23 protein-coding genes are annotated in these 24714 nt (G+C 64.1%); 7 read left to right on the plus strand and 16 right to left on the minus strand.

The features are described 5' to 3' along the window. Nucleotides 1-21: 21 nt before the first annotated feature. From PJW05_RS10400 to gcl, 6 genes are all read right to left on the minus strand, one after another. Nucleotides 22-933, minus strand: coding sequence for an urea transporter (locus tag PJW05_RS10400; RefSeq protein ID WP_271411631.1), 912 nt, complete (start codon nucleotides 931-933; stop codon nucleotides 22-24). Nucleotides 934-1074: 141 nt separating this feature from the next. Next, nucleotides 1075-2490: a pyruvate kinase gene (gene pyk / locus PJW05_RS10405; protein ID WP_271411632.1), complete on the minus strand. Its 1416-nt coding sequence runs from the start codon at nucleotides 2488-2490 to the stop codon at nucleotides 1075-1077. Then, nucleotides 2487-3761 (minus strand): glycerate kinase type-2 family protein, encoded by a 1275-nt coding sequence (locus PJW05_RS10410; protein WP_271411633.1) that lies wholly within the window; start codon nucleotides 3759-3761, stop codon nucleotides 2487-2489. The genes pyk and PJW05_RS10410 overlap by 4 nt, the downstream gene beginning before the upstream one ends. 229 nt (nucleotides 3762-3990) lie before the next feature. Next, on the minus strand, nucleotides 3991-4881 hold the full coding sequence (locus PJW05_RS10415) for a 2-hydroxy-3-oxopropionate reductase (RefSeq protein ID WP_271411634.1): 891 nt from the start codon (nucleotides 4879-4881) through the stop codon (nucleotides 3991-3993). A gap of 17 nt (nucleotides 4882-4898) precedes the next feature. Beyond that, nucleotides 4899-5681 carry a hydroxypyruvate isomerase gene (gene hyi, locus PJW05_RS10420; RefSeq protein ID WP_271411635.1) on the minus strand — a complete coding sequence of 261 codons (783 nt, stop codon included), beginning with the start codon at nucleotides 5679-5681 and terminating at the stop codon, nucleotides 4899-4901. Nucleotides 5682-5807: 126 nt separating this feature from the next. Then, on the minus strand, nucleotides 5808-7583 hold the full coding sequence (gene gcl / locus PJW05_RS10425) for a glyoxylate carboligase (RefSeq protein ID WP_271411636.1): 1776 nt from the start codon (nucleotides 7581-7583) through the stop codon (nucleotides 5808-5810). 361 nt (nucleotides 7584-7944) lie between these two features. Between gcl and PJW05_RS10430 the strand changes: the two genes are divergently transcribed. Continuing rightward, nucleotides 7945-8382, plus strand: coding sequence for a GlcG/HbpS family heme-binding protein (locus tag PJW05_RS10430; protein WP_271411637.1), 438 nt, complete (start codon nucleotides 7945-7947; stop codon nucleotides 8380-8382). Nucleotides 8383-8604: 222 nt separating this feature from the next. On the opposite strand, the gene PJW05_RS10435 is transcribed toward PJW05_RS10430, so the two are convergent. Beyond that, a complete protein-coding gene (locus PJW05_RS10435; RefSeq protein ID WP_271411638.1) occupies nucleotides 8605-9234 on the minus strand; it encodes a TetR/AcrR family transcriptional regulator in 630 nt (209 codons plus the stop codon). A 201-nt stretch (nucleotides 9235-9435) separates the two neighbouring features. On the opposite strand from PJW05_RS10435, the gene moaA reads away from it, so the two are divergent. From moaA to PJW05_RS10460, 5 genes are all read left to right on the plus strand, one after another. After that, nucleotides 9436-10431, plus strand: coding sequence for a GTP 3',8-cyclase MoaA (gene moaA, locus PJW05_RS10440; protein ID WP_271411639.1), 996 nt, complete (start codon nucleotides 9436-9438; stop codon nucleotides 10429-10431). Nucleotides 10432-10585: 154 nt separating this feature from the next. Beyond that, nucleotides 10586-11944 carry an 8-oxoguanine deaminase gene (locus tag PJW05_RS10445; RefSeq protein WP_271411640.1) on the plus strand — a complete coding sequence of 453 codons (1359 nt, stop codon included), beginning with the start codon at nucleotides 10586-10588 and terminating at the stop codon, nucleotides 11942-11944. A gap of 68 nt (nucleotides 11945-12012) precedes the next feature. Beyond that, complete coding sequence (locus PJW05_RS10450; protein WP_271411641.1) at nucleotides 12013-12831, plus strand: substrate-binding periplasmic protein; 819 nt, start codon at nucleotides 12013-12015, stop codon at nucleotides 12829-12831. A 218-nt stretch (nucleotides 12832-13049) separates the two neighbouring features. Further along, a complete protein-coding gene (locus PJW05_RS10455) occupies nucleotides 13050-13325 on the plus strand; it encodes a hypothetical protein (RefSeq protein WP_271411642.1) in 276 nt (91 codons plus the stop codon). 119 nt (nucleotides 13326-13444) lie between these two features. Beyond that, on the plus strand, nucleotides 13445-14254 hold the full coding sequence (locus PJW05_RS10460) for an outer membrane protein OmpK (protein ID WP_271411643.1): 810 nt from the start codon (nucleotides 13445-13447) through the stop codon (nucleotides 14252-14254). 214 nt (nucleotides 14255-14468) lie between these two features. Here PJW05_RS10460 and PJW05_RS10465 read toward each other — a convergent pair whose 3' ends face one another. The 6 genes from PJW05_RS10465 to puuE form a co-directional block, all read right to left on the minus strand. Then, nucleotides 14469-15281: a nucleoside-binding protein gene (locus PJW05_RS10465; RefSeq protein ID WP_442969251.1), complete on the minus strand. Its 813-nt coding sequence runs from the start codon at nucleotides 15279-15281 to the stop codon at nucleotides 14469-14471. Between the two features lie 216 nt (nucleotides 15282-15497). Further along, entirely contained in the window at nucleotides 15498-16844 is a 1347-nt protein-coding gene (locus tag PJW05_RS10470; protein WP_271411645.1) for a nucleobase:cation symporter-2 family protein, read from the minus strand. Nucleotides 16845-17052: 208 nt separating this feature from the next. Then, nucleotides 17053-18360: a urate hydroxylase PuuD gene (locus tag PJW05_RS10475; RefSeq protein WP_271411646.1), complete on the minus strand. Its 1308-nt coding sequence runs from the start codon at nucleotides 18358-18360 to the stop codon at nucleotides 17053-17055. Between the two features lie 54 nt (nucleotides 18361-18414). Further along, nucleotides 18415-18918 (minus strand): ureidoglycolate lyase, encoded by a 504-nt coding sequence (locus PJW05_RS10480; protein WP_271411647.1) that lies wholly within the window; start codon nucleotides 18916-18918, stop codon nucleotides 18415-18417. Between the two features lie 158 nt (nucleotides 18919-19076). Then, nucleotides 19077-19592: a 2-oxo-4-hydroxy-4-carboxy-5-ureidoimidazoline decarboxylase gene (uraD, locus tag PJW05_RS10485; protein WP_271411648.1), complete on the minus strand. Its 516-nt coding sequence runs from the start codon at nucleotides 19590-19592 to the stop codon at nucleotides 19077-19079. Continuing rightward, nucleotides 19589-20518 (minus strand): allantoinase PuuE, encoded by a 930-nt coding sequence (gene puuE, locus PJW05_RS10490; protein WP_271411649.1) that lies wholly within the window; start codon nucleotides 20516-20518, stop codon nucleotides 19589-19591. Before puuE ends, uraD begins: the two co-directional genes overlap by 4 nt. A 420-nt stretch (nucleotides 20519-20938) precedes the next feature. Between puuE and uraH the strand changes: the two genes are divergently transcribed. Then, nucleotides 20939-21292 carry a hydroxyisourate hydrolase gene (gene uraH, locus PJW05_RS10495; RefSeq protein WP_271412201.1) on the plus strand — a complete coding sequence of 118 codons (354 nt, stop codon included), beginning with the start codon at nucleotides 20939-20941 and terminating at the stop codon, nucleotides 21290-21292. 176 nt (nucleotides 21293-21468) lie between these two features. On the opposite strand, the gene dctM is transcribed toward uraH, so the two are convergent. The 3 genes from dctM to dctP all read right to left on the minus strand — a co-directional run bounded on the left by dctM (nucleotide 21469) and on the right by dctP (nucleotide 24466). Beyond that, nucleotides 21469-22752 (minus strand): C4-dicarboxylate TRAP transporter large permease protein DctM, encoded by a 1284-nt coding sequence (gene dctM / locus PJW05_RS10500; RefSeq protein ID WP_271411650.1) that lies wholly within the window; start codon nucleotides 22750-22752, stop codon nucleotides 21469-21471. Further along, nucleotides 22749-23396, minus strand: a complete 648-nt coding sequence (locus PJW05_RS10505; protein WP_271411651.1) for a TRAP transporter small permease — start codon at nucleotides 23394-23396, stop codon at nucleotides 22749-22751. The genes dctM and PJW05_RS10505 overlap by 4 nt, the downstream gene beginning before the upstream one ends. A 74-nt stretch (nucleotides 23397-23470) precedes the next feature. Continuing rightward, nucleotides 23471-24466 (minus strand): C4-dicarboxylate TRAP substrate-binding protein DctP, encoded by a 996-nt coding sequence (gene dctP / locus PJW05_RS10510; RefSeq protein ID WP_271411652.1) that lies wholly within the window; start codon nucleotides 24464-24466, stop codon nucleotides 23471-23473. Nucleotides 24467-24714: the final 248 nt, after the last annotated feature.

Consider the following 24714-nt stretch of genomic DNA (forward strand, 5'->3'; position numbering starts at 1 on the left):
CCGGGCTTTTTCGTCTGGGATTCAATCCGCAGCGCGCCGGGGAGCGGGCTGAGGCCGCCCGATCATCCGTTTGGCCGCCAGCACGAGCCAGCAGGCGAGGATGAAGGGTGCCGTCATGGCGGGCAGGCCGAGGACGGCGAAACCCGGTTGCAGGACGACGCCCAGGAGGATGCCGGCCAGCGCGCACCAGGGGCGGCGGAAGTCCTTGCCGAGGGCGAGGGCGATGAGTGCGCCGTTAAGGCTGAACAGACCGCCGAGCGACGCTTGCAGGGGCATACCCAGCGCGATGGCGAAGAGCAGCGCGACGACTGAACCCAGCAGTGCCCAGAGCCCGACGCGCCAGCCAGCGAGGAACAACGCACCGAGTACCAGCGCGCCGGACAGGGGCTGGTCGAGGAAAATCACCTGGCCAATGCCGCGCAGCACCGCAAGCGGCGTGTCGATCCAGCCAGGCTCAAACGCGGTGGCCGCGCTGAGGGTGGGCGTCAGCTCCAGCGGGCCGCCCAGGGCCAGCAGCAGCCAGCCGAGCGCGACGAAGGGCGACGTGTAGGCGCGCAGCCAATTGTGCTGGCGTAGCGCATTCAGCAGTGCGTTGAGCAGCAGGCTGGACAGGCCGGCGGCGCAGAGAATCAGCAGCGCCAGGTAAAGCGAGGCTTCGAAGCGCGCGCTGAGTAGCAGGCCAAGGAGCACGCCGTTGTAGCCGTAGAGCCCGGCTTCGATGTCGTTGGGGCTGTAGCGACGACGTACGGCGGTGAGCCAGGAGGCGCCGCCGCCGAGCAAGGCGCCGCCCAGGAGGCTGGGTGCGCCCACGGCGATGGCGAGCAGGATCAACGCCCCGCAGGCCGGATGGCGCTGGAGGAAAATCTGGCTGAAGCCGTTGAGTTGGGCGCAAGCCCAGCTACGGACTTCGGGTCGTAAAGGCAGTCGGTACATGGCAGCTTGAAAAAAGCAGCGCCCCGGTGAAAGGGCGCCTATTCACCGGCGGTGGCCAGTGGGGATTTCCGTCATCGCCCGGCCTCGGGGCCGGTGCGGGGCGCGCGTGGTCTCTGCGGACTTCGTCGCGCCGGTGTTTCTTCAGTTCAGGGTTTCGATCCGCAGGCTGTTGGTGCTGCCCGGCTGGCCGAAGGGGACGCCGGCGGTGATCACCACGGTGTCGCCACGCTTGGCCATGCCCTGGGCCTGGGCGATCTCCAGTGCGGTGCTGGTGACTTCCTCGACCTTGTGCAGGCGCTCGTTGACGACCGAATAGATGCCCCAGGCCACCGTCAGGCGACGCGCGGTGTTCAGGTTCGGCGTCAGGCTGAGGATCGGCGCCTTGGGCCGCTCGCGGGAGGCGCGCAGGCTGGAGCTGCCGGACTCGGTGTAGTTCACCAGGGCGGCCACCGGCAGGATGCTGCTGATGCGGCGGATGGCGCAGCTGATGGCATCCGAAGCGGTGGCTTCGGCCTGTGGGCGGCTGACGTCGAGCTGGCTCTGGAAGTCCGGGCCGTTCTCCACCTGGCGGATGATCTTGCTCATCATCTGCACGGTTTCCAGCGGGTAGTCGCCGGAGGCGGTCTCGGCCGACAGCATCACCGCATCGGTGCCTTCGGCCACGGCGTTGGCCACGTCGGTCACTTCGGCGCGGGTCGGGGCGGGGGAGAAGCGCATGGATTCCAGCATCTGGGTCGCGACCACCACCGGGCGGCCGAGTTGGCGGCAGGTGCGGATGATGTCCTTCTGGATGCGCGGCACGTTCTCCGCCGGCACTTCCACGCCCAGGTCGCCACGGGCGACCATGATGGCGTCGCACAGGCGGGCGATTTCTTCCAGGTGCAGCACGGCGGACGGCTTCTCGATCTTGGCCATGAGGAAGGCGCGGCCCTGGATCAGCTCGCGGGCTTCGACGATGTCTTCCGGGCGCTGCACGAAGGACAGGGCCACCCAGTCCACGCCCAGGTCGAGGCCGAAGTCCAGGTCGCGGCGGTCCTTGGTGGTCAGCGGGCTGAGTTGCAGCACGGCTTCTGGCACGTTGACGCCCTTGCGGTCGGACAGCTCGCCACCGGCAATCACCTTGGTTTCCACCGCGTCTGCGTGCTTGGCAGTTACCTGCAGGCGCAGGCGGCCGTCGTCCAGCAGCAAGTTCATGCCCGGTTCCAGGGCCGCGATGATCTCGGGGTGCGGCAGGTTGACCCGCTGCGCGGTGCCGGGGGTGGCGTCCAGGTCCAGGCGGAAGGCCTGGCCGCGCTCGAGGTTGACCTTGCCATCGGCGAAACGGCCAACGCGCAGCTTCGGCCCCTGCAGGTCCATGAGGATGCCGATCGGGTAGTTCAGCTGACGTTCGACCTCGCGCACCCACTGGTAGCGCTGGGCGTGGTCGGCGTGCTCGCCATGGCTGAAGTTCAGGCGGAACAGGTTGACGCCGGCTTCCACCAGTTGGCGGATGTCGTCGATGCCTTTGATCGCCGGACCGAGGGTGGCGAGGATTTTTACTTTCTTGTCAGGCGTCATTTTTCAGGGCTCTCGAGAATCAGGATGGCGCGGAAGTCGTTGACGTTGGTGCGGGTCGGTTCGGTGACGATCAGGTCGCCGAGGGCGGCGAAATACCCGTATCCGTTGTTGTTGTCCAGTTCATCGCTGGATGAAAGGCCCTGCTTGACGGCGCGGCTGTGGCTGCAGGGGGTCATGAGGGCGCCGGCGTTGTCTTCCGAACCGTCGATGCCGTCGGTGTCGCCGGCCAGGGCGTAAACGCCCGGCAAGCCTTTCAGGGTGTCGGTCAGGCTGAGCAGGAACTCGGCGTTGCGCCCGCCGCGGCCATCGCCGCGCACGGTCACGGTGGTTTCGCCACCGGAGAGGATCACGCAGGGCGGCTTGATCGGCTGTCCGTGCAGCACCACCTGGCGGGCGATGCCGGCATGGACCTTGGCCACCTCGCGGGATTCGCCTTCCAGGTCGCCGAGGATCAGCGGGGTGAGGCCGGCAGCGCGGACTTTCTCGGCAGCGGCATCGAGGGACTGCTGAGGGGTGGCGATCAACTGGAAGTGGCTGCGGGCGAGACAGGGATCACCCGGTTTGACGGTTTCCGAGCGCGGGTCCTGCAGCCAGGCGCGTACATGGGCTGGCACTTCGATGTCGTAGCGGGCGAGGATCGCCAGGGCTTCGGCGGAGGTGGTCGGGTCAGCCACGGTGGGGCCGGAGGCGATCACGGTGGCCTCATCGCCGGGCACGTCGGAGATCGCGTAGGTGTAGACGGTGGCGGGCCAGCAGGCCTTGGCCAGACGGCCGCCCTTGATCGCCGAGAGGTGCTTGCGCACGCAGTTCATCTCGGAGATGGCGGCGCCGGATTTCAGCAGGGCCTTGTTGATCGCCTGCTTGTCCTTCAGGGTCAGGCCTTCGGCGGGCAGCGCGAGCAGGGAGGAACCGCCACCGGAGAGCAGGAAGATCACCCGGTCGTCTTCGGACAGGCCGCTGACCAGCTTCAGTACGCGCTGGGCGGTTTCCAGGCCGGCGGCATCGGGCACCGGGTGAGCGGCTTCCACCACTTCGATTTTCTTGCAGTCGGCGCCGTGGCCATAGCGGGTCACCACCAGGCCGGAGATCTCGCCCTGCCATTCGCGCTCGATCACTTCGGCCATGGCGGCGGCGGCCTTGCCGGCGCCGATGACGATGACGCGGCCGGAGCGGTCGGCGGGCAGATGGTCGGCCAGGACCTGGCGCGGGTGGGCGGCGGCGATGGCGGTGGCGAACAGGTCGCGCAGGAAGGCTTTCGGGTCGAGGGACATGGCAGGCTCCAGATGAGCGGATTCTTGTTGTAGGGCGGCGTGCCGACGAGGTGGGGCGTCGGGCGTATCAGGCCGATTTCAGTCCCGAACCGCCGCGCGCAGCGGCTCGGGACTGGAATCGACCTTCCTGGTCGTTGGCGCCGTGTCACCGCGGACCAGGAGGGTCGAAAGGGGCCCCATTGAAGGGAGGAACGGGATGTTCCCGCTCACCCTTGCAGTGGGTGTTGGATCACTCCTCGCGGATCGAGAAGTTGGCCATGTGCTCCAGGCCCTTGATCAGGGCGGAGTGGTCCCAGTTGCTGCCGCCGATGGCTGCGCAGGTGCTGAACACTTGCTGGGCATTGGCGGTGTTCGGCAGGTTCAGGCCCAGTTCACGAGCGCCGGACAGTGCCAGGTTGAGGTCCTTCTGGTGCAGGCTGATGCGGAAGCCCGGATCGAAGGTGCCCTTGATCATGCGCTCGCCATGGACTTCCAGGATCTTCGAGCCGGCAAAGCCACCCATCAGGGCTTCGCGCACCTTGGCCGGGTCGGCGCCGTTCTTGGCGGCGAACAGCAGGGCTTCGGCAACAGCCTGGATGTTCAGGGCGACGATGATCTGGTTGGCGACCTTGGCGGTCTGGCCGTCACCGTTGGCACCCACGCGGGTGATGTTCTTGCCCATGGCCTGGAACAGCGGCAGGGCGCGCTCGAAGGCGTTCGGGCAACCACCGACCATGATGCTCAGGGTCGCAGCCTTGGCGCCTACTTCACCGCCGGATACCGGGGCGTCCAGGTAGGCGGCGCCGGTGGCCTTGACCTTCTCGGCGAAGGCTTTGGTGGCGGACGGGGAGATGGAGCTCATGTCGATCACCACCTTGCCGGCACCGACGCCTTCGGCCACGCCGTCCTTGCGGAACAGTACGTCGTCCACTTGGGGGGTGTCCGGCACCATGATGATGATGAACTCGGCTTCCTGGGCGACTTCTTTCGGGTTGGCCAGGGCGACGCCGTTGTCGCCCAGCAGGTCGGCCGGAGCCTTGTCGAAGTGCTCGGAGAAGAACAGGGTGTGGCCGGCTTTCTGCAGGTTCTGAGCCATGGGCTTGCCCATGATGCCGGTGCCGATGAATCCGATCTTGGCCATGTGGTGTACCTCTTTTCTTAGATGGCGTTATGGGTTTTCAGCCAGCCCAGGCCGGCAACGGTGGTGGTGGCCGGCTTGTATTCACAGCCGATCCAGCCCTGGTAGCCGATGCGGTCCAGGTGCTGGAAGAGGAAGCGGTAGTTGATCTCGCCGGTGCCCGGCTCGTTGCGGCCCGGGTTGTCGGCGAGCTGCACATGGTTGATCGCGGCCAGGTTGGACTCGACGGTACGCGCCAGGTCACCTTCCATGATCTGCATGTGGTAGATGTCGTACTGCAGGAACAGGTTGGCGCTGCCCACTTTCTCGCGGATGGCCAGGGCCTGCTGGGTGTTGTTCAGGTAGAAGCCGGGGATGTCTCGGGTGTTGATGGCTTCGATCACCAGCCTGATGCCAGCGGACTGGAGCTTTTCGGCGGCGAACTTCAGGTTGTCCACGAAAGTCTGTTCGACGGTCGCGCAGTCGACGCCCTGCGGGCGGATGCCGGCCAGGCAGTTGATCTGGGTATTGCCCAGCACCTTGGCGTAGGCGATGGCTTTGTCCACGCCAGCGCGGAACTCTTCCACGCGGTCGGGATGGCAAGCGATGCCACGCTCGCCCTTGCCCCAGTCACCGGCCGGCAGGTTGAACAGCACCTGTTCCAGATTGTTGGCGTCCAGGCGGGCGCGGATTTCCTCTACCGGGAAGTCGTAGGGGAAGAGGTATTCGACACCGCTGAAGCCGGCTTCGGCGGCAGCGGCGAAACGGTCCAGGAAGTCCACTTCGGTGAACAGCATGGACAGGTTGGCGGCAAAACGGGGCATGAATGTCTCCTCGAATCGAATTCCCTCACCCACCACGAATAGGTGAGGGAGCAGGCTGGGGATGCGGCGAGTCGCCTCGGGCATCCCTCACCCCCGGCCCCTCTCCCGGAGGGAGAGGGGAGTCGGTCAGTCCAGCAGCGAAATGGCGGTCGGGGCGTCGGCGCCGGTCAGGGCCAGTTCCTCGAACTCGTTGATGGCGTTGATCTCGGTACCCATGGAGATGTTGGTGACACGCTCCAGGATGACCTCGACCACCACCGGTACGCGGAACTCTTCCATCAGCTTGCGCGCCTGGGCGAAGGCCGCCTGTAGGTCGTTGGCGTCGAATACGCGGATCGCCTTGCAACCCAGGCCCTCGACCACTGCGACGTGGTCCACGCCATAGCCGTTGAGTTCCGGCGCGTTGACGTTCTCGAAGGACAGCTGCACGCAGAAGTCGATCTCGAAGCCGCGCTGCGCCTGGCGGATCAGGCCCAGGTAGGAGTTGTTCACCAGCACGTGGATGTAGGGCAGGTTGAACTGCGCGCCCACGGCCAGTTCTTCGATCATGAACTGGAAGTCATAGTCGCCGGACAGCGCCACGACCGGACGGGTCGGGTCGGCCTTGACCACGCCCAGGGCCGCCGGAACGGTCCAGCCCAGCGGGCCCGCCTGGCCACAGTTGATCCAGTGGCGCGGCTTGTAGACGTGCAGGAACTGGGCGCCGGCGATCTGCGACAGGCCGATGGTGCTGACGTAGCAGGTGTCCTTGCCGAAGAACTCGTTCATCTCTTCGTACACGCGCTGCGGTTTGACCGGCACGTTGTCGAAGTGGGTCTTGCGCTGCAGGGTGCGCTTGCGCTCGCGGCAGGCTTCGACCCAGGCGCTGCGGTCCTTCAGCTTGCCGGCGGCTTTCCACTCGCGGGCAACTTCCAGGAAGGCGTCCAGTGCGGAGCCCGCGTCAGACACGATGCCCAGGTCCGGGGTGAAAACGCGGCCGATCTGGGTCGGTTCGATGTCCACATGGATGAAGCGGCGGCCTTGGGTGTAGACGTCCACGGAACCGGTGTGGCGGTTGGCCCAGCGGTTGCCGATGCCGAACACCAGGTCGGATTCCAGCAGGGTGGCGTTGCCATAACGGTGGGAGGTCTGCAGACCGCACATGCCGGCCATCAGCGGGTGGTCATCAGGTATGGTACCCCAGCCCATCAGGGTCGGGATCACAGGCACGCCGGTCAGCTCGGCGAACTCGACCAGCTTGGCCGAAGCGTCGGCGTTGATGATGCCACCACCGGCAACCAGCAGCGGGCGCTCGGCGTCGTTCAGCATGGCCAGGGCCTTCTCGGCCTGGACGCGGCTGGCGGACGGCTTCTGCACCGGCAGCGGCTGGTAGGCGTCGATGTCGAATTCGATCTCGGCCATCTGCACATCGAACGGCAGGTCGATCAGCACCGGGCCAGGACGGCCGCTGCGCATTTCATAGAAGGCCTTCTGGAAGGCATAGGGCACCTGGCCCGGCTCCAGGACGGTGGTGGCCCACTTGGTGACCGGCTTGACGATGCTGGTGATGTCGACGGCCTGGAAATCCTCCTTGTGCAGGCGTGCACGGGGAGCCTGGCCGGTGATGCAGAGGATCGGGATGGAGTCGGCGGACGCCGAGTACAGGCCAGTGACCATGTCGGTGCCGGCGGGGCCGGAGGTGCCGATGCAGACGCCGATGTTGCCCGGGTTGGTGCGGGTGTAGCCCTCGGCCATGTGCGAGGCGCCTTCGACGTGACGGGCCAGTACATGGTCAATGCCGCCAATCTTGTTCAGGGCTGCGTACAGCGGGTTGATGGCGGCGCCGGGGATGCCGAACGCGGTATCGATGCCTTCGCGGCGCATTACCAGGACGGCAGCCTCGATTGCTCTCATTTTGGCCATGTTTTGTGCCTCGTTATTGTGAAAATTGTATACAAGCTACGTGGCTGGATTCTATTCAGCAGCTGACTGATGGGTCAAGGCCATTTGTGAGGCCAAGGGTCGCAGGGCGACGACTTCTTTAAAACGCCCGTTTCATGGGTGTTTTAAGGCAGTCTCAGTGAGCTGGTGGAAATACTGTATACAAAAAATAATGTGATTGTATCTATGTGTTGATTTTTTTGTGTTCGGTGGGATAGTGGGCTACAGCTTTCGGATGCGCCGCAGGACGGGCTGGAAAATGCCCGCATGGTCATGGGTTCTCGGAAACCCAGGCCCGGACGACGCCGCACAAGGTTCAACCACTCACGAGGAACGCTTGAAAATGACCACCCTCACCCTGGAAACCGCTGTGAGCATTTCCAACCATGCTCTGGCCGTCGGCCGTGACCTGCGCACCGCGCCCCTGACCATCGCCGTGCTGGATGCCGGCGGCCACCTGATCACGCTGCAGCGCGAGGACGGCGCCAGCATGCTTCGCCCGCAGATCGCCATCGGCAAGGCCTGGGGCGCCGTGGCCCTGGGCAAGGGCTCGCGCCTGATTGCCGCTGACGCCCAGCAGCGTCCGGCATTCATTGGTGCGGTGAACAACCTGGCCGACGGCAACCTGGTGCCGGCGCCCGGCGGCGTGCTGATCCGCGATGGTCACGGCCAGGTGATCGGCGCCATCGGCATCAGCGGCGATACCTCGGATATCGACGAACAGTGCGCGGTCAGCGCCGTGGAAGCGGCCGGCCTGAAAGCGGATGCCGGCGCGGCCTGATGACTGATGGGGGCTGCCGCGCAGCCCTCAGCGAATGAATTCGCCCCCACAGGGTGGGTGCCGAACGGTACCCACCCTGTGGGGGCGAAATGTTTTGGGGAATGCTTTTTGTGGGAGCGAATTCATTCGCAAAAACAACCCGCAGGGTTGTCAAGGGTCAGGGGCGGGAAGGGCTGCTGCGCAGCCCATGGCGAATTAATTCACCCCTGGAGGGGGCGGAAGTCAGGCGCTCTTGGCCTGGGCCTTTTCCTCGACCTCGCAGCCCTTGATCACCAGGCGGATGATGGTCTCGGCCGCGGCGTCGTAGTCGGCATCGCTGAGGCTGGACTTGCCGGTGACGGTGGAGATCTGCCAGTCGAAATCCGCGTAGGTCTGGGTCGCGGCCCAGATGCTGAACAGCAGGTGGTGGGGGTCGACCTTGGCCATCAGGCCCTGGTCGATCCAGCGCTGGATGCAGTCGATGTTGTGCTTGGCTTGCAGGTTGAGCTGCTCGGTCTGCTCCGGGGAGAGGTGCGGCGCACCGTGCATGATCTCGCTGGCGAACACCTTGGAGGCGTAGGGCAGGTCGCGGGAGATGCGAATCTTCGAGCGGATGTAGGCGGTCAGCACCTCGTGGGGATGGCCAGCCTGGTTGAAGGGTGCGGAAGCCTGTAGCAGAGGCTCGACGATGCTCTCCAGTACCTCCCGGTAGAGGTTCTCTTTCGATTTGAAGTAGTAGTAGACGTTGGGTTTCGGCAGACCGGCCTTGGCGGCGATGTCGCTCGTCTTGGTGGCGGCGAACCCCTTGTCGGCGAATTCCTCGCTGGCCGCGCGCAGGATCAGGTCTCTGTTGCGCTCGCGAATGCTGCTCACATCGGCTCCTTCGTTGGCTCGCCGAGGCGCCAGGAAGGCCGGTCGGCGAGAGGTCGGGCATGGTAGCACCCGCTTTGTAGCGCTCTCAAGCGAGCCACTGGATGAATTTCCTGTATACAAAAAACTTCTGTTCTGTTTCCATTCGGCATCCGTCCATGTCACCGGCGCCCTGTCCGGTGCGTGTTGCGGCAGACGTCACCCATGCAAGACAACCACTTGCTCGACCCCTTCGGGCGTCGAATTTCCTACCTGCGCCTTTCGGTCACCGACCGTTGCGACTTCCGCTGCACCTACTGCATGAGCGAAGACATGGTCTTCGCGCCCCGGGCGCAGATCCTCAGTCTCGAAGAACTCTATGCCGTTGCCGATGCCTTTATCGGTCTGGGGGTTTCGCGCATTCGCATCACCGGTGGCGAACCGCTGGTGCGCAAGGGGTTGACCTCCCTGCTGGCGCGCCTGGGCGCCCGCGATGAGCTGGAAGACCTGGCGATCACCAGCAACGGCTCCCAGCTCGGGCACATGGCTGAAGGGCTGCGCGCCGCCGGCGTCACCCGCCTGAACATCAGTCTCGATTCCCTGCAGCGCGAGCGTTTCGCCGCATTCACCCGGCGCGATCGCCTCGATCAGGTGCTGGCCGGCATCGACGCCGCGCGTGCCGCCGGGTTCCGTCGCATCAAGCTGAACACCGTGGTGCAGAAGGGCCGCAACGACGATGAGGTTGAGGACCTGGTGGCGTTCGCCGTGGAGCGTGGGCTGGACATCAGTTTCATCGAGGAGATGCCCCTGGGCAGCATTTCCAGCCATGAGCGCAAGGTCACCCTGTGCACCTCGGAAGAGGTGCGCGAGCGGGTCGAGCAGCGCTTCCAACTGTTGCCGAGCAGCTACCGAACCGGTGGGCCGTCGCGCTACCACCAGGTGGTGGGCAGCGACACCCAGGTCGGCTTCATTTCCCCCCATAGCCGCAATTTCTGCGGCGACTGCAACCGTGTGCGCGTCACCGCCGAGGGCAAGCTGGTGCTCTGCCTCGGGCATGAAGGTGCGCTGGATCTCAAGGCCTTGATCCGTCGCCATCCGGGCGATAGCGACCGATTGCGCGCCGCATTGATCGACGCCCTCAGGTTGAAGCCGGAGCGGCACCATTTCGAGGCGGACTCGCAAGTCCAGGTAGTGCGCTTCATGAGCATGACCGGCGGCTGATCGAGCTCCTTGGGTTAGCCCTGGCTGCGTTGCGTCATCTCGCCGTAGGAGACCTACTGTCTTCGATGACGCGCCTTGCCATGGCGTCCCCAAGGACCCCGATCCGATTCTGATACTCAAAACAAGATCGCCCTGGAGGCGAAGGAGAAGAGACATGGGCAAGACGCTACTGGTGAAGAACGCCGACCTGCTGGCGACCATGGATGGCCAGCGCCGTGAAATCCGGCAGGGCGGGATGTACATCGAGGACAACCGCATCGTTCAGGTCGGGCCAAGCAGCGAGCTGCCGCAGACCGCCGACGAAGTTCTCGACATGAAAGGCAAGGTCGTCATCCCCGGCCTGGTCAACACCCACCATCACATGTACCAGAGCCTCACCCGGGTGGTGCCGGCGGCCCAGGATGGCGAGCTATTCAACTGGCTGACCAATCTCTATCCGATCTGGGCGCGCCTGACCCCTGAAATGATCAGTGTGTCCACCCAGACCGCCATGGCCGAGCTGATCCTGTCCGGCTGCACCACCTCCAGCGACCACCTCTATATCTACCCCAACGGCTGCAGGCTGGACGACAGCATCCACGCCGCCGGCGAAATCGGCATGCGCTTCCACGCGGCGCGCGGCAGCATGAGCGTCGGCCGTAGCCAGGGCGGCCTGCCGCCGGATTCGGTGGTGGAGAAGGAGTCGGACATCCTCAAGGAGTCGCAGCGCCTGATCGAGGACTACCACGATGCGTCCCACGGCTCGATGCTGCGGGTGGTGGTGGCTCCCTGCTCGCCCTTCTCGGTGAGCCGCGACCTGATGCGCGACGCCGCGGTGCTGGCGCGCGAGTACGGCGTTTCGCTGCACACCCACCTGGCGGAGAACGTCAACGACATCGCCTACAGCCGCGAAAAATTCGGCATGACGCCGGCCGAGTATGCCGAGGACCTGGGCTGGGTCGGCCATGACGTCTGGCACGCCCACTGCGTGCAACTGGACGAGCACGGCATTGAGCTCTTCGCCCGTACCGGCACCGGTGTCGCCCACTGCCCCTGCTCGAACATGCGCCTGGCCTCGGGCATCGCCCCCGTTCGCCGCATGCGCGATGCCGGCGTGCCGGTGGGCCTGGGCGTGGATGGCTCGGCCTCCAACGATGGTGCGAGCATGATCGGCGAAGTGCGCCAGGCGCTGCTGCTGCAGCGGGTCGGTTTCGGCCCGGACGCCATGACTGCCCGCGAGGCCCTGGAAATCGCCACCCTGGGCGGCGCCAAGGTGCTCAACCGTGACGATATCGGCGCCCTGGCGCCGGGCATGGTGGCCGACTTCGTGGCCTTCGACCTCAACCATATTGCCTACGCCGGCGCCTTGCACGATCCGCTGGCGGCCCTGGTGTTCTGCACCCCGACCCACGTGTCCACCAGCGTGATCAACGGCAAGGTGGTGGTGCGTGACGGTCACCTGGTCACGGTGGACCTTCCGCGGGTGGTGGAGCGCCACAACCAACTGGCACGCCAACTGGTATTCGGCGAGTAACACGCCATCCGGGAGCGGGCTGACCCCGCTCCCGTTCTTCCCGTGCAATTGAAAACAAGGAGGAGGTCATGACACCTCGGGTTTTCGGCTGGCTGGCGGCCGGCCTTCTGTCTGCGAATGGCGCCTTGGCGCAGACCTATGTGATCGGGGTCGAGGGGCAGTCCTTCCAGCCCCACTACTGGATCGGCGACAAGGGCGAGTATCAGGGCTTCGCCCGCGAGCTGCTGGATCTGTTCGCCCGCGACGCCGGGCTGGACATCCAGTACCAAGTGCTGCCGGTTAACCAACTGACGCAGCACCTGCTCAACGGCAGCATCGATTTCAAGTACCCGGACAACGCCAACTGGGCCGGTGAGCTGAAGGGCGGCAAGGCCATCGCCTACAGCCAGCCAGTGGTGCAGTACGTCGACGGCGTGCTGGTGCCGCCCAAGCGCCAGGGCGACGGCATCGAGCAGCTGCAGCGGCTGGCGGTGGTGGACGGTTGGACGCCCTGGACCTACCAGGACCGCATCGACGCTGGCCAGACCCAGGTGGTACGCAGCGCCGACCTGGGGCAGATGATCAAGCAGGCGATGAGGCAGCAGGCCGACGGCGCCTACTACAACGTGGTGGTCGCCACCTACTACCTCGACAACATCCGCGCCCGTCCCGGTGCCCTGGTATTCGACCCGAAGCTGCCCCACAGCCGTGGCACTTTCAACCTCTCCAGCCTGCGGTACCCGGAACTGATCGCGCGCTTCGACCGCTTCCTTGCCGAACGTCGGCCGGAGGTGGAGGCCTTGAAGGCCCGCTACCAGGTGGAAGCCAACCTGGACTCCGAGTACCTGGGGCTTGAGCAGTGGAAGATCGATTTCCTCAAACGGCAGAAGGAGAAGGCCACCCCCTGAACACGCCCGGAGCAGAGCGCTTCGCTCTGTGTCGCGCGTCGTTAGGGCGATTTTTTGTACACAATTCTGAAAGAAAATGTTGTTTGTGATGTGCACAGCGTGTATATAGTTCGAAAAATCCTGACTTCAAGATCAGCTTTTTGAGCAGTCAATGCATGGGGTGTCCCTCTCCACCCTGTAAGCCCACGACCGAAAACAACAATAGGCAGGCTTTACCCATGAGTTCGTCCGATATTGCCGGGGCCAGCCCCGAGTCCCGCCACGCCCAGGATGACCTTCCAGCGACGGAGCGCATGCGCGCCACGCTCGCGCGACAGCGCCCGGGCGCTGCGCCGAACGCCCTGGCAGGCGCCAGTAGCCGCGCCAAAGACTCCCTTTGCCCGACTTCCATCATCGAGGTTCTGCAGAACCTCCTGGACGCAGCCGAACAGCGCAACGCTGAAGACAGCCCGTCCGGTATCGCCCGCCATTCCCGCCTCGGCCTGAGCGGCTGACGCGCGGCGCGCACCACTCCCGATCCCGAGCCCACCGCCGACCTGCCCTGATTCCGGGGCGGGCTGCGGGTGGGCGCGGGATGGAAAAACCTGAAACCCACTACAACAAGGAACACGCCATGAAAGCCAAGTATCTGCCGCACTGCCTCGCGCTCTCCACCGGACTGCTCGGGGGGGGCCAGGCCCTCGCCGGTGACCTGCTGTACTGGCAGAACAACAGCCTGACCTACCTCTACGGCCAGAACTTCAAGATCAACCCGGAAATCCAGCAGACCGTGACCTTCGAGCACGCGGACGGCTGGAAGTACGGCGATAACTTCTTCTTCCTGGACAAGATCTTCTACAACGGCGACGAAGACGACCTGGTCGGCAACAACACCTACTACGGCGAGTTCCAGCCGCGCCTGTCCCTGGGCAAGATCTTCGACCAGAAGATCCAGTTCGGCCCGGTGACCGATGTTCTGCTGGCCATGACCTACGAGTTCGGCGAGGGCGATGTCGAGTCCTACCTGATCGGTCCGGGCTTCGACCTGGCCATCCCCGGTTTCGACTACTTCCAGGTCAACTTCTACAACCGCACCACCGACGGCAGCCGCCCGGGTGACAACGTTTGGCAGATCACCCCGGTCTGGAGCTACACCATCCCGGTGGGCAACTCCGACATCCTGATCGACGGCTTCATGGACTGGGTGGTGGACAACGACGAGAACAGCCGCGGCACCTACCACGCCAACCTGCACTTCAACCCGCAGGTGAAGTACGACCTGGGCAAGGCCATGGGCTGGGGCGAGAAGCAACTGTACGTCGGCTTCGAGTACGACTACTGGAAGGACAAGTACGGCATCGACAGCGAAAGCTTCCTCGGCGAGGAAATCCTCGATGGCACCAATCAGAACACCGCCAGCCTGCTGGTCAAGGTGCACTTCTGATCCATCGGAAAAAGACCGGAGGAGGGCGCGATGCGCCTTCCTCACGGTTAGAAGGGGAGGGGAGCTGGTCGCTCTTCTGTGGCGGCGAATTCATTCGCCAAGGGATGCGAAGCAGACCCCTGTGTGGCTTGGGGGCAGTCCTGCGGCCTTTGCATAGGATCTACAGAGGACGTCATCCCTTTACGGACGGGCCCGCCTTGCGGTTAGCCGGCGTTCAGAAGGTGAATTCCAGGTTCACCGTTGGCGTCGATGTGCGGCTGCCCCGGCCGCCGTCCACGCCGAACTTGTTGTGCCAGTACTCGTAGCCCACGCCCAGCCAGAGATTCGGCTTGCGCTTGGCGCCGGGCATGGCGGCGACCATGAGCGAGGTGCGCATCAGGGTCTCCGGGGCGGTGTCCTTGTCGAAGTAGTCCTCGCCCTTTTCGCCCACGTAGTTGATGAACCCCTGGAACTTGGCATCGTGATCACCCAGCTGGAACGGCTTGAGCCAGACCAGGCTGGCCATGTAGGTGGCGTCGAAGGTGTGGTTGGGATGCTTGGCGCCGGGAATGCCCGAATGGTTCTTCTCGCGGTAGTACATCAGGCTCAGGTCCAACACCCCGGCGCCGTTGAATTTCAGAGTGGGGCCGAATACCAGTGCGCGCTTCTTCGCCGAGGCCAGGTTGTTGTTGCGGCTGGCGTCGAAGCCCAGGGTGAAGGCGTAGTCCTTGATCAGTCCGGTGCCCAGCGGCTGGTCGAATACCCGTGAAGCGAACAGCTGGTGACGGTAGACCGCATAGACCTCGCTTCCGCCGTGATCGGTGCCTTTGCGCGGGTCGCGGCTGTCGGACAGGAACACGTCCAGATTGAAATAGTTGCTGCCATAACGGTAGCCGTCCGCATGGGTGAAGCTGTAGGCCCGCTTGGCGAACTTGTTCGGGTTGTTCGGATTGGTGAACTGCTGGCCGTAGCGGAAGCCGACGCTGTTGTTCATCCACTCGAAGAACTTGCCGTCTTCGGCGGCGAATCCGCTCGGACCGGTGGCCATCAGGGCGGCGCCAAGCGCCAGGCTGGTGTAACGACGCATTCGGGTACTCCTTCTTGTTGTTGTTGAGCAGAAAGTCGGGATGAGCCGTGCCCTGGGCGGCGGCGCAGGCCACCATCCCCGGGCGTGAGGTTTTAAAAGAGCCCGCCGTGTGGGCGGGCTATGGAGTTCCGGCCGCACCTCATGGGCACGGACGGATGGGAGCAAAGGCGAAGTCGATCAGTGAGCGGCGCAGTGCCGACTGCGATCCTTCTCACCGAGGATGTTGAACAGCAGGTTCAGGGTGAGGGCGCTGACCGTGGCCATGGCGATGCCGCTGTGGGTGATCGGCTCCATCCAGTGCGGCAGGTGGGCGAAGAGCTCCGGGCGCACCACGGGGGCCATGCCCATGCCCATGCTCACGGCCACCAGCAACTGGTTGCGCCGGTCGCTGATGTCCGCTTCATGGAGGATCCTGATGCCGGTGGCGGCCACCATGCCGAACATCGCCAGCCCTGCACCGCCAAGCACCGCAGGAGGAATGGACGCCACCAGAAAGGCGGCCTTCGGCAGCAGGCTGAGGCCGATCAGGAAGGCACCCGCGGCCACCGTCACGTAACGGCTACGTACGCCGGTCATCTGCACCAGGCCGATGTTCTGGGCGAAGGACGAGTGGGTGAAGGTGTTGAAGAAACCCGCCAGGAAGGAAGCGCCGGCGTCGCACAGCAGGCCGCGGCGCAGGGCGCTGGGGCAGACGTCGCGTCCGGTGATCTTGCCCAGGGCGAGGAACATGCCGGTGGACTCGACGAAGATGATCACCACCACCAGGCACATGGACAGCACCGAGGCCAGTTCGAACTTCGGCATGCCGAAGTGCAGGGGCTCCACCACCTGGAACCAGGGCGTCTCATCCAGGCCGTTGAGGTCGACCATGCCGCAGGCGCCGGCCAGGGCGTAGCCCAGGGCCATGCCGATCAGCACCGATACATTGACCCAGAAGCCCTTGAGGAAGCGGTTCACCAGCAGGATGGTGCCCAGCACCAGGGCGGCGATGGACAGGTACTCCAGGGCACCGAACTGGCTGGCCTGGTTACCGCCACCCGCCCAGTTCACCGCGACCGGGAACAGGGTGAGGCCGATGGAGGTGATCACCGTACCGGTCACCAGTGGCGGGAAGAAACGCACGATGCGCGACATGAAGGGGGCGATCAGCAGGCCGAAGAAGCCCGCGGCGATGGTGGCACCGAAGATGCCCTGGATACCGACGCCGGGCATCCCGGCCATCACCACCATGCTGCCGACAGCAGCGAAACTGGCGCCCATCATCACCGGCATGCGAATACCCACCGGGCCGATGCCCATGGATTGCACGATGGTGGCGATGCCGGCGACCAGGAGGTCGGCGTTGATCAGGAAGGCGACTTCTTCACGGGAGAGACCGGCGGCCTGGCCGACGATCAGGGGTACGGCAACGGCGCCACCGTACATCAGCAGGACATGTTGGAAACCGACCAGCAGCAATTGCATCAGTGGCAGGCGCTGGTCAGCGGGCGAAAGGGCGGTTTCCCGCTCTGTCGGAGTGGTCATGCAACACCTCGGGCGCTTTTGTTCTTGTAAGTCGCTTGGCAACGCCGCACCTCGTGGGTGTGGCGTGCCGGGTATTCATGTTGCGGGCCGGGTGGATGACACCCGGCCTGGAAGCAGCGGTACAGCGGGGAAGAAAAAAAGCCCGCCTGGGGGCAGGCTTAAGAACGGACGGCGCTTGGGGCACCGTCCGTCGTGGTCTTGCGGTGGATCAGTTGGTCTTCGCGCCCTGGGCGATCCAGCGGCCGATCAGGTCGCGCTCTTCCTGGGTCATCTGGGTGATGTTGCCCAGCGGCATGATCTGGGTGGCGACGGCCTGGGCCTGGATCTTCGGTGCGAGCATCTGGATCTGCTGCGGGGTGTCGAGCATCACGCCGCCCGGCGCCGAGGTGAACATCGGGCTGGTGGGCTTGGCGGAATGGCAGACGGTGCAGCGTTCCTGGATCACGCTGTGGACCTTGCCGAACTCACCGCCGGTGGCGCTGGCCTGGGCCGCAGCGGCTTGCGCCGGCTGGGTGGGGGCAGCGGCCTGTTCGGCGGGCGTGCTTTCGCTGGTGACAGCGGCGCTGGCGGGGGCGGCATGCTCCTCGTGGGCGGGCTGGGCCAGGCTCGGTTCGGCGGCCTTGTAGTTCGGCGCGGTGACGAAGGCCAGGCAGATCATGCCCAGGGCGCCGGCCGGCAGGGTCCAGGCGAACTTGTTGCTGTCGTGGCGGGTGTTGAAGTAGTGGCGCACCAGTACCGCGATCACCGCGATCCCGGCCAGGATCAGCCAGTTGTACTGGCTGCCGTAGGTGCTCGGGAAGTGGTTGCTGATCATGATGAACAGCACCGGTAGGGTGAAGTAGTTGTTGTGGCGCGAACGCAGCAGGCCCTTGGCCGGCAGCACCGGATCGGGGGTGCGGTTCTCTTCGATCGCCTTAACCAGCGCCCGCTGGGCCGGCATGATGATGCGGAACACGTTGCCGACCATGATGGTGCCGATCAGCGCGCCGACGTGGATGTAGGCACCACGGCCGCTGAACACATGGGTGAAGCCCCAGGCAGCCCCGACCACCAGTACGAACAGCACCAGGCCCAGCAGGGCGGGGGTCTTGCCCAGGGGTGAGTCGCAGAGGAGGTCGTAGATGAACCAGCCTGCGATCAGCGAGCCGATGCCGATGGCGACGGCGGCGGCCGGGGAAATATCCACGCCGGGCGCGATCAGGTACAGGGTCGGGTTCAGGTAGAACACCACGGTCAGCAGGGCGACGCCCGACAACCAGGTGAAATAGGCTTCCCATTTGAACCAGTGGAGGTTGTCCGGCATTTTCGGCGGGGCGAGCTTGTATTTCTCCAGGTGGTAGATGCCGCCACCGTGGATGGCCCAGAGGTCACCCGACAACCCTTCGCGGGGGTTGGAACGGTTGAGGTTGTTTTCGAGCCAGACGAAATAGAAGGACGCGCCGATCCAGGCGATGCCGGTGATCATGTGAACCCAGCGAATGCCCAGGTTCAGCCATTCGGTCAAATGTGCTTCCACAGTTTGTTACCTCATTTCCCGCCGACCGGCACGCCGATCGTTGGGCTTCTCTTATTAGTGGTGGGGATCGAGGAGAAGCTGTTCGTCCTCGGTGAAGTAATGCTCATCGCAGTTGTTGCCAGAACCACTGCGATCAACCACCAGGAAGTCATCCCGCTTTTCGATCGTCAGCACCGGGTGGTGCCAGACGCCGCGATGGTAATTAACGCCCTGCCTGCCATTGGACATGAAGGCACGGACCAAGCCCGGTACAGGTACATCGCCAAGTGGCGCGACCACGACCAGAAAAGGGTTGCCGAGCAGCGGAATGAAGGCCTGGCTGCCCAGCGGATGTCGTTCCAGCATGCGGATGCGCAAAGGCATCTCGAGGGATTCGGCACTGAAGATGCTGATGATCGCCTTGTCATCCGGTTGGGCGGTCTCGACCGTCGCCAGCTTGTGATAACGGCGGGTGGAGCCGTTGTTGATCATGAAGTACTCGCTGCCGTCGGTTTCGATCACATCGCCGAAAGGTGCGAAGGCTTCTTTGGTCAGGGGCTCGATCTTCAGGGTACGCATGGCTGTTCTACTTGTTCGTTGCAGGTTCCCACCCGGAGAGTGGGGCCGGTGGCGAGAGGGCTGTCATTCCATCCTCTCGCCTGGCTCTCCATCAGGGTGAAGAGCCGATGGGCGGACCGTGGCCCGCCCGGGCGGTTTCGACGCGGTGGACCTGCGGCTTACATCTGCTGCAGGCGGAACAGCGCGATCTTGTTGATCTCGGCCAGGGCGCGGTTGAACTCGGCTTCCGGGGAGTTGTGGATACGCTCCTCGAAGGCCGCCAGGATCTGGTGCCGATTGCTGCCTTTCACCGCCATGATGAACGGAAATCCGAACTTGGCCTTGTAGGCGTCGTTCAGCTCGGTGAAGCGTGCGAACTCTTCAGCCGTGCATTCGTGGATACCGGCACCGGCCTGTTCGCTGGTGCTGGCTTCAGTCAGCTCGCCACGGACGGCAGCCTTGCCGGCCAGGTCCGGGTGAGCGTTGATCAGCGCCAGTTGGGCTTCGTGGCTGGCGCTGAGCAACAGGTCGGCCATGCGCTGGTGCAGGCCGTCGATATCATCGATGCGGTCGTCCCGGCCCAGGTCGAAGGCCTTCTCGGCGACCCAGGGCGAGTGTTCGTAGATGTCGGCGAAGGCCTCGACGAAGGCGTCGCGGGACAGGCGGGACGGGGTCAGGGTCTGGAAGCGGCTCATTTCGCTTGCTCTTTGAAAGGGTGGGTGGCGTGCCAGTGGCGGGCAATGTCGGCGCGGCGGGCGAACCAGACTTTCTCGTGGCCTTTCACGTACTCGATGAAGCGGGCCAGGGAGGCCAGGCGTGCCGGTCGGCCCAACAGGCGGCAGTGCATGCCGATGGAGAGCATCTTCGGCGCGCCGGCGGCGCCTTCGGCGTAGAGCACGTCGAAGGCGTCCTTGAGGTATTCGAAAAAGTCGTCGCCCTTGTTGAAGCCCTGCACCTGGGTGAAGCGCATGTCGTTGGTGTCCAGGGTGTAGGGAATGACCAAGTGCGGCTTCTCCGCGGTGCTGGCCGGGTCCCAGTAGGGCAGATCGTCATCGTAGGTGTCGGAGTCGTAGAGGAAACCGCCTTCCTCCATCACCAGGCGACGGGTGTTCGGGCTGGTGCGGCCGGTATACCAGCCCACCGGGCGCTCGCCGGTCAGTTCGGTGAGGATGCGGATGGCTTCGAGCATGTGCTCGCGCTCCTGGGCCTCGTCCATGTACTGGTAGTCGATCCAGCGATAGCCGTGGCTGCAGATTTCGTGGCCGGCCTCGACCATGGCGCGGATCGCTTCCGGATGACGTTGGGCGGCCATGGCGACGGCGAAGATGGTCAGGGGGATGTCGTGCTTCTGGAACAGGTCCAGCAGGCGCCAGACGCCGACGCGGCTGCCGTATTCGTAGAGGGATTCCATGCTCATGTTGCGCACGCCCTGCAGCGGCTGGGCGGCTACCATTTCGGAGAGGAAGGCTTCGGATTCCTTGTCGCCGTGGAGCACATTGCGCTCGCCACCTTCCTCATAGTTGAGGACAAAGGACAGGGCGATGCGGGACTCACCCGGCCAGTGCGGATGAGGAGGGTTGTTGCCATAACCGATCAGGTCGCGTGGGTACTCAGCGCTCACTGCAGTCTTCCTTCTTGTCTGTTGGACGGTCCGCGGCAACCTGGAAGGTGGGGCGCGACCGGGATGGGGTGATTGTATACAAACTGTTGTGCGAGTTGTAAATCAAATCTTCATCCTGGCTGCCATTCATCCCCTGGATAGGGAACCTGTCCATCCGGTCAGGTCAATAAGACGAAAGGCACGGCCCATGGCCTGTGGATGAAATGCCTGTGACAAGCAGGCCGGTACAGAGCCCGCGAGATTGATGCCGGATATTGTGTACAATTTTTTGAGTTTATGTCTTACATTCTTGTGGTCGCATGGTATTCTGCGCTCCGTACCGGGGCTTGCGCCCTGACCACGCACCGATATGAACAAGCAGAGGAGGTGTGGCGTTCCGATCGCGGCCCGCACAACGGCCCGGTGGACGCCCAGCGAGCAATGGGACGTTTGACCACGCATGTACTGGATGCCGCCCACGGCTGCCCTGGCCGTGACATCAAGATCGAGCTCTACCGCGTCGAAGGCGCAGGCCTTGAGCTGGTCGCCACCGCCACCACCAATGACGACGGCCGCTGCGACGCGCCCCTGCTGCAGGGTGCCGATTACCAGAGCGGCGTCTACCAGATCCACTTCCACGCGGGCGACTACTACCGCGCCCGCGGCGTGAAACTGGCCGAACCGGCTTTCCTCGATGTGGTCGTGTTGCGCTTCGGCATCTCCGCCGAGCAGGACCACTACCATGTGCCGCTGCTGATTTCCCCCTACAGCTACTCCACCTATCGCGGCAGCTAGTACCCGAATCTCGTTACCCTCGACTCACTGGAGTCTTTACGGCCCGTCCACACTGCGGGCCTTTTTTATTTCCGGAGGAGCGTGGTCCGCACCGGCGCCACTGTCTGCCTGTCCGTGCATAAAAAAGCCCGGCACGAAGCCGGGCTGAAACGCATCACGGGGAGATGCGCAAGGGATCAGTTCATTTCCAGCCAGGTCGGCAGCGCCAGGGATATCCAGGGCACGTAGGTGACCAGCAGCAGGAAGGCCAGCAGGATCATCAGCCACGGCAGGGCCGCACGGATGGTCGAGGTCAGCGGCATGCCGGTGACCGCCGAGGACACGAACAGGTTCAGGCCTACCGGCGGCGTCACCAGGCCGATTTCCAGGTTGACCACCATGATGATGCCGAGGTGGATGGGGTCGATGCCCAGCTTCGTGGCGATGGGGAACAGAATCGGCGCCAGGATCAGGATGATCGCCGAGGGCTCCATGAAGGCTCCCGCGATCAGCAGCACGATATTCACCACCAACAGGAAGGTCACCGGCGTCAGGCCGGCTTCGATTACCCAGGCTGTGATCTGCTGCGGCAACTGCTCGGTGGTCAGCACGTGGGCGAAGAGCATCGCGTTGGCAATGATGAACATCAGCATGATGGACAGCTTGCCGGACTCCAGCAGCACCTTGGGTGCCTCGCTGAGCTTCATGTCCTTGTAGACGAACAGGGCGATGAAGGCCGAATAGACCGCTGCCACGGCCGCGGCCTCGGTGGGGGTGAACATCCCGGAGTAGATGCCGCCGAGGATGATCACCATCAGCAGCAACCCCCAGAGGGCCTTGCGCCCGGCATTCAGCCATTGGCGGAACGTCGCGCGGGGCAGGGCCGGCAGGTTCTTTTTCACCGCGATGATGTAGATGGCCGCCATCAGCACCACGCCCAGCGTGATCCCCGGTACCACGCCGGCCATGAAAAGCTTGCCCACCGAGGTTTCGGTGGCCGCGGCGTAGACCACCATCACGATCGACGGCGGAATCAGGATGCCGAGGGTGCCGGCGTTGCAAACGATGCCGGCGCCGAACTCCTGGGGGTAGCCCGAGCGGACCATGCCGGCAATGGCGATGGAGCCAACCGCCGCGACGGTCGCGGGGGATGAGCCGGACAGCGCGGCGAAGAGCATGCAGGCCAGCACCGCGGCAATGGCCAGGCCGCCGCGAATGTGCCCGACGCAGGCATTGGCGAAGTCGATCAGGCGCCGGGCGACACCGCCCGTGGTCATGAAGGCGCCCGCCAGCAGGAAGAAGGGGATTGCCAGCAGGGTGTAGTGTTCCGAGGTCTCGAACAGCTTGATCGCCAGGGAACGCACGGAGTCCGGGCTGAACAGCATGATGGTGAGCGCGCCCGAGAGCCCCAGGGAAATGGCGATGGGCACGCCGATGAACATCAGCAGGAAGAGCAGAAAGAAGAGGAAAAGAACGGTCATTTCGAGTCTTCCTTGTGCGAACCGTCGTCGTGCTCGGTGAGTTTCATCGCCTCGGCCGCCTCATCGGCCAGGCCAAGGCCGGTCTGCTGGTCGCGCAGGATACGCACGAGAACCTCGGTGAAGCGGATGAACACCAGGGCGAAGCCCAGGGGCAGAATCAGGCCGATATGCCACTGCTGGATTCCGTAATGGCCCAGGTCCTCGGCGCCTATGGCGGCGGTGAAGAGCGTCTGCACCCATTCGAAGCTGGCGACTGCCATCAGGCCGGCATAGGCCAGGCAGCAGAAGCAGGCGATGACACCGATGACGCGCTGGACATGGCGCGGGGCGAGCTTGACCAGGGCGTCCACGCCGATGTGGCCGGCGGTGCGCACGCCGTAGGCAAGGCCGAAGAAGATCAACCAGGCGAACAGCGCCTTGGTCAGCGCGATGCTCCAGGTCATGGCCTGAGCCATCGCGAGAATGGCGTCGCCGATGGCGAACAAGCTGTCGCTGGCCGCCTCCCAGCGGTCGGCCAGGTTGTAGAACAGGGTGTAGAGGTTGTTGAGGATGACGTAGACGAAGGTCACCAGTGTCATGGAGGCCAGGAGGAAGGCGATGAAGGCTTCCTCGAAGTGGTCCCAGACGCGCCGCAAGGCATTCATGAATGGCATCTCCCGATGGCTGAAGCGTCGAGCCACGGCCAGCGGGGTTAGCGCTGGCTGTGGCGGGGCGGATTTCACTGGGCCTGGTTGGCGGTCTCCGCGGCCTTGATCAGGTCAGGTCCGATCTCGCCTTCGAACTTCTTCCACACCGGCTTCATGGCTTCGCGCCAATCGTTGCGCTGCTCAGGAGTCAGCTCGATGATCTCGCTGGTCTTGGCCTCGATGATGCGTTGCTTGTCGGCCTGGTTCAGCGCTTCGGCCTGCTTGTTCACTTCGCTGGTGACTTCAGCCGTGATCTTCTCCAGCTCGGTGCGTACATCGGCCGGCAGGCCATTCCAGAACTTGGTGTTGGTGATCAGCATGTAGTCCAGCACGCCGTGGTTGGACTCGGTGATGTACTTCTGCACCTCGTGCATCTTCTGCGAGTAGATGTTCGACCAGGGGTTCTCGGCGCCGTTGACCACGCCGGTCTGCAGACCCTGGTAAACCTCGGCGAAGCTCATCTTGCGCGGGTTGGCGCGTACGGCCTTGAACTGCTCCTCGAGCACGGCGGAAGCCTGGACGCGGAACTTCAGGCCGCGGGCGTCCTTGGGTTCGCGCAGGGGCTTGTTGGCCGACAGTTGTTTCATGCCGTTGTGCCAGTAGCCGAGGCCGGTGATGTTCTTGCTTTCCATGGATTTGAGCAGAGCCTGGCCTTCGGGGCTGAGCTGGAAGCGGTCCACGGCCTGGATGTCGTTGAACAGGAACGGCAGGTCGAACAGCTGGACCTGCTTGGTGTACTGCTCGAACTTGGCCAGGGAGGGCGCGATCAACTGCACGTCGCCCAACAGCAGGGCTTCCATTTCCTTGCCGTCACCGAAGAGCGAGGAGTTGGGGTACACCTCCACCTTCACCTTGCCGGGCAGACGCTCTTCCGCGAGCTTCTTGAACAGCAGCGCGCCCTGGCCCTTCGGCGTGTGTTCTGCAACGACGTGGGAGAACTTGATCACGATGGGGTCGGCAGCCTGCGCGATGCCGGCGGCACCCAGTGCGAGGGCACAGGCAAGGGCTTTCAAAGCGGGTTTGAACATCGATACATCCTCTTGTTGTTCTTGATAGGTGTCAGGCCTCAATGAAGGCCTGGACGAGGCAACAAGAAGGAGTCTAGGCAGCCACTGCCGAATTAGTAGGCGAATGGCTCGTGAATGCGGCATGACCTGCTCTTGTTGGCTCGCGCGCCAATCAATGGCAATCAACGTGCCAGTCGTGCGTGCGCCGCGGGGATTGCGGGCTGGGGCGGAACGGGGGTTGTCTGTGGTGGCGGATTTCCGCCCGATTC

The organism is Pseudomonas sp. Q1-7 (assembly GCF_028010285.1).
GTDB lineage: Bacteria > Pseudomonadota > Gammaproteobacteria > Pseudomonadales > Pseudomonadaceae > Metapseudomonas.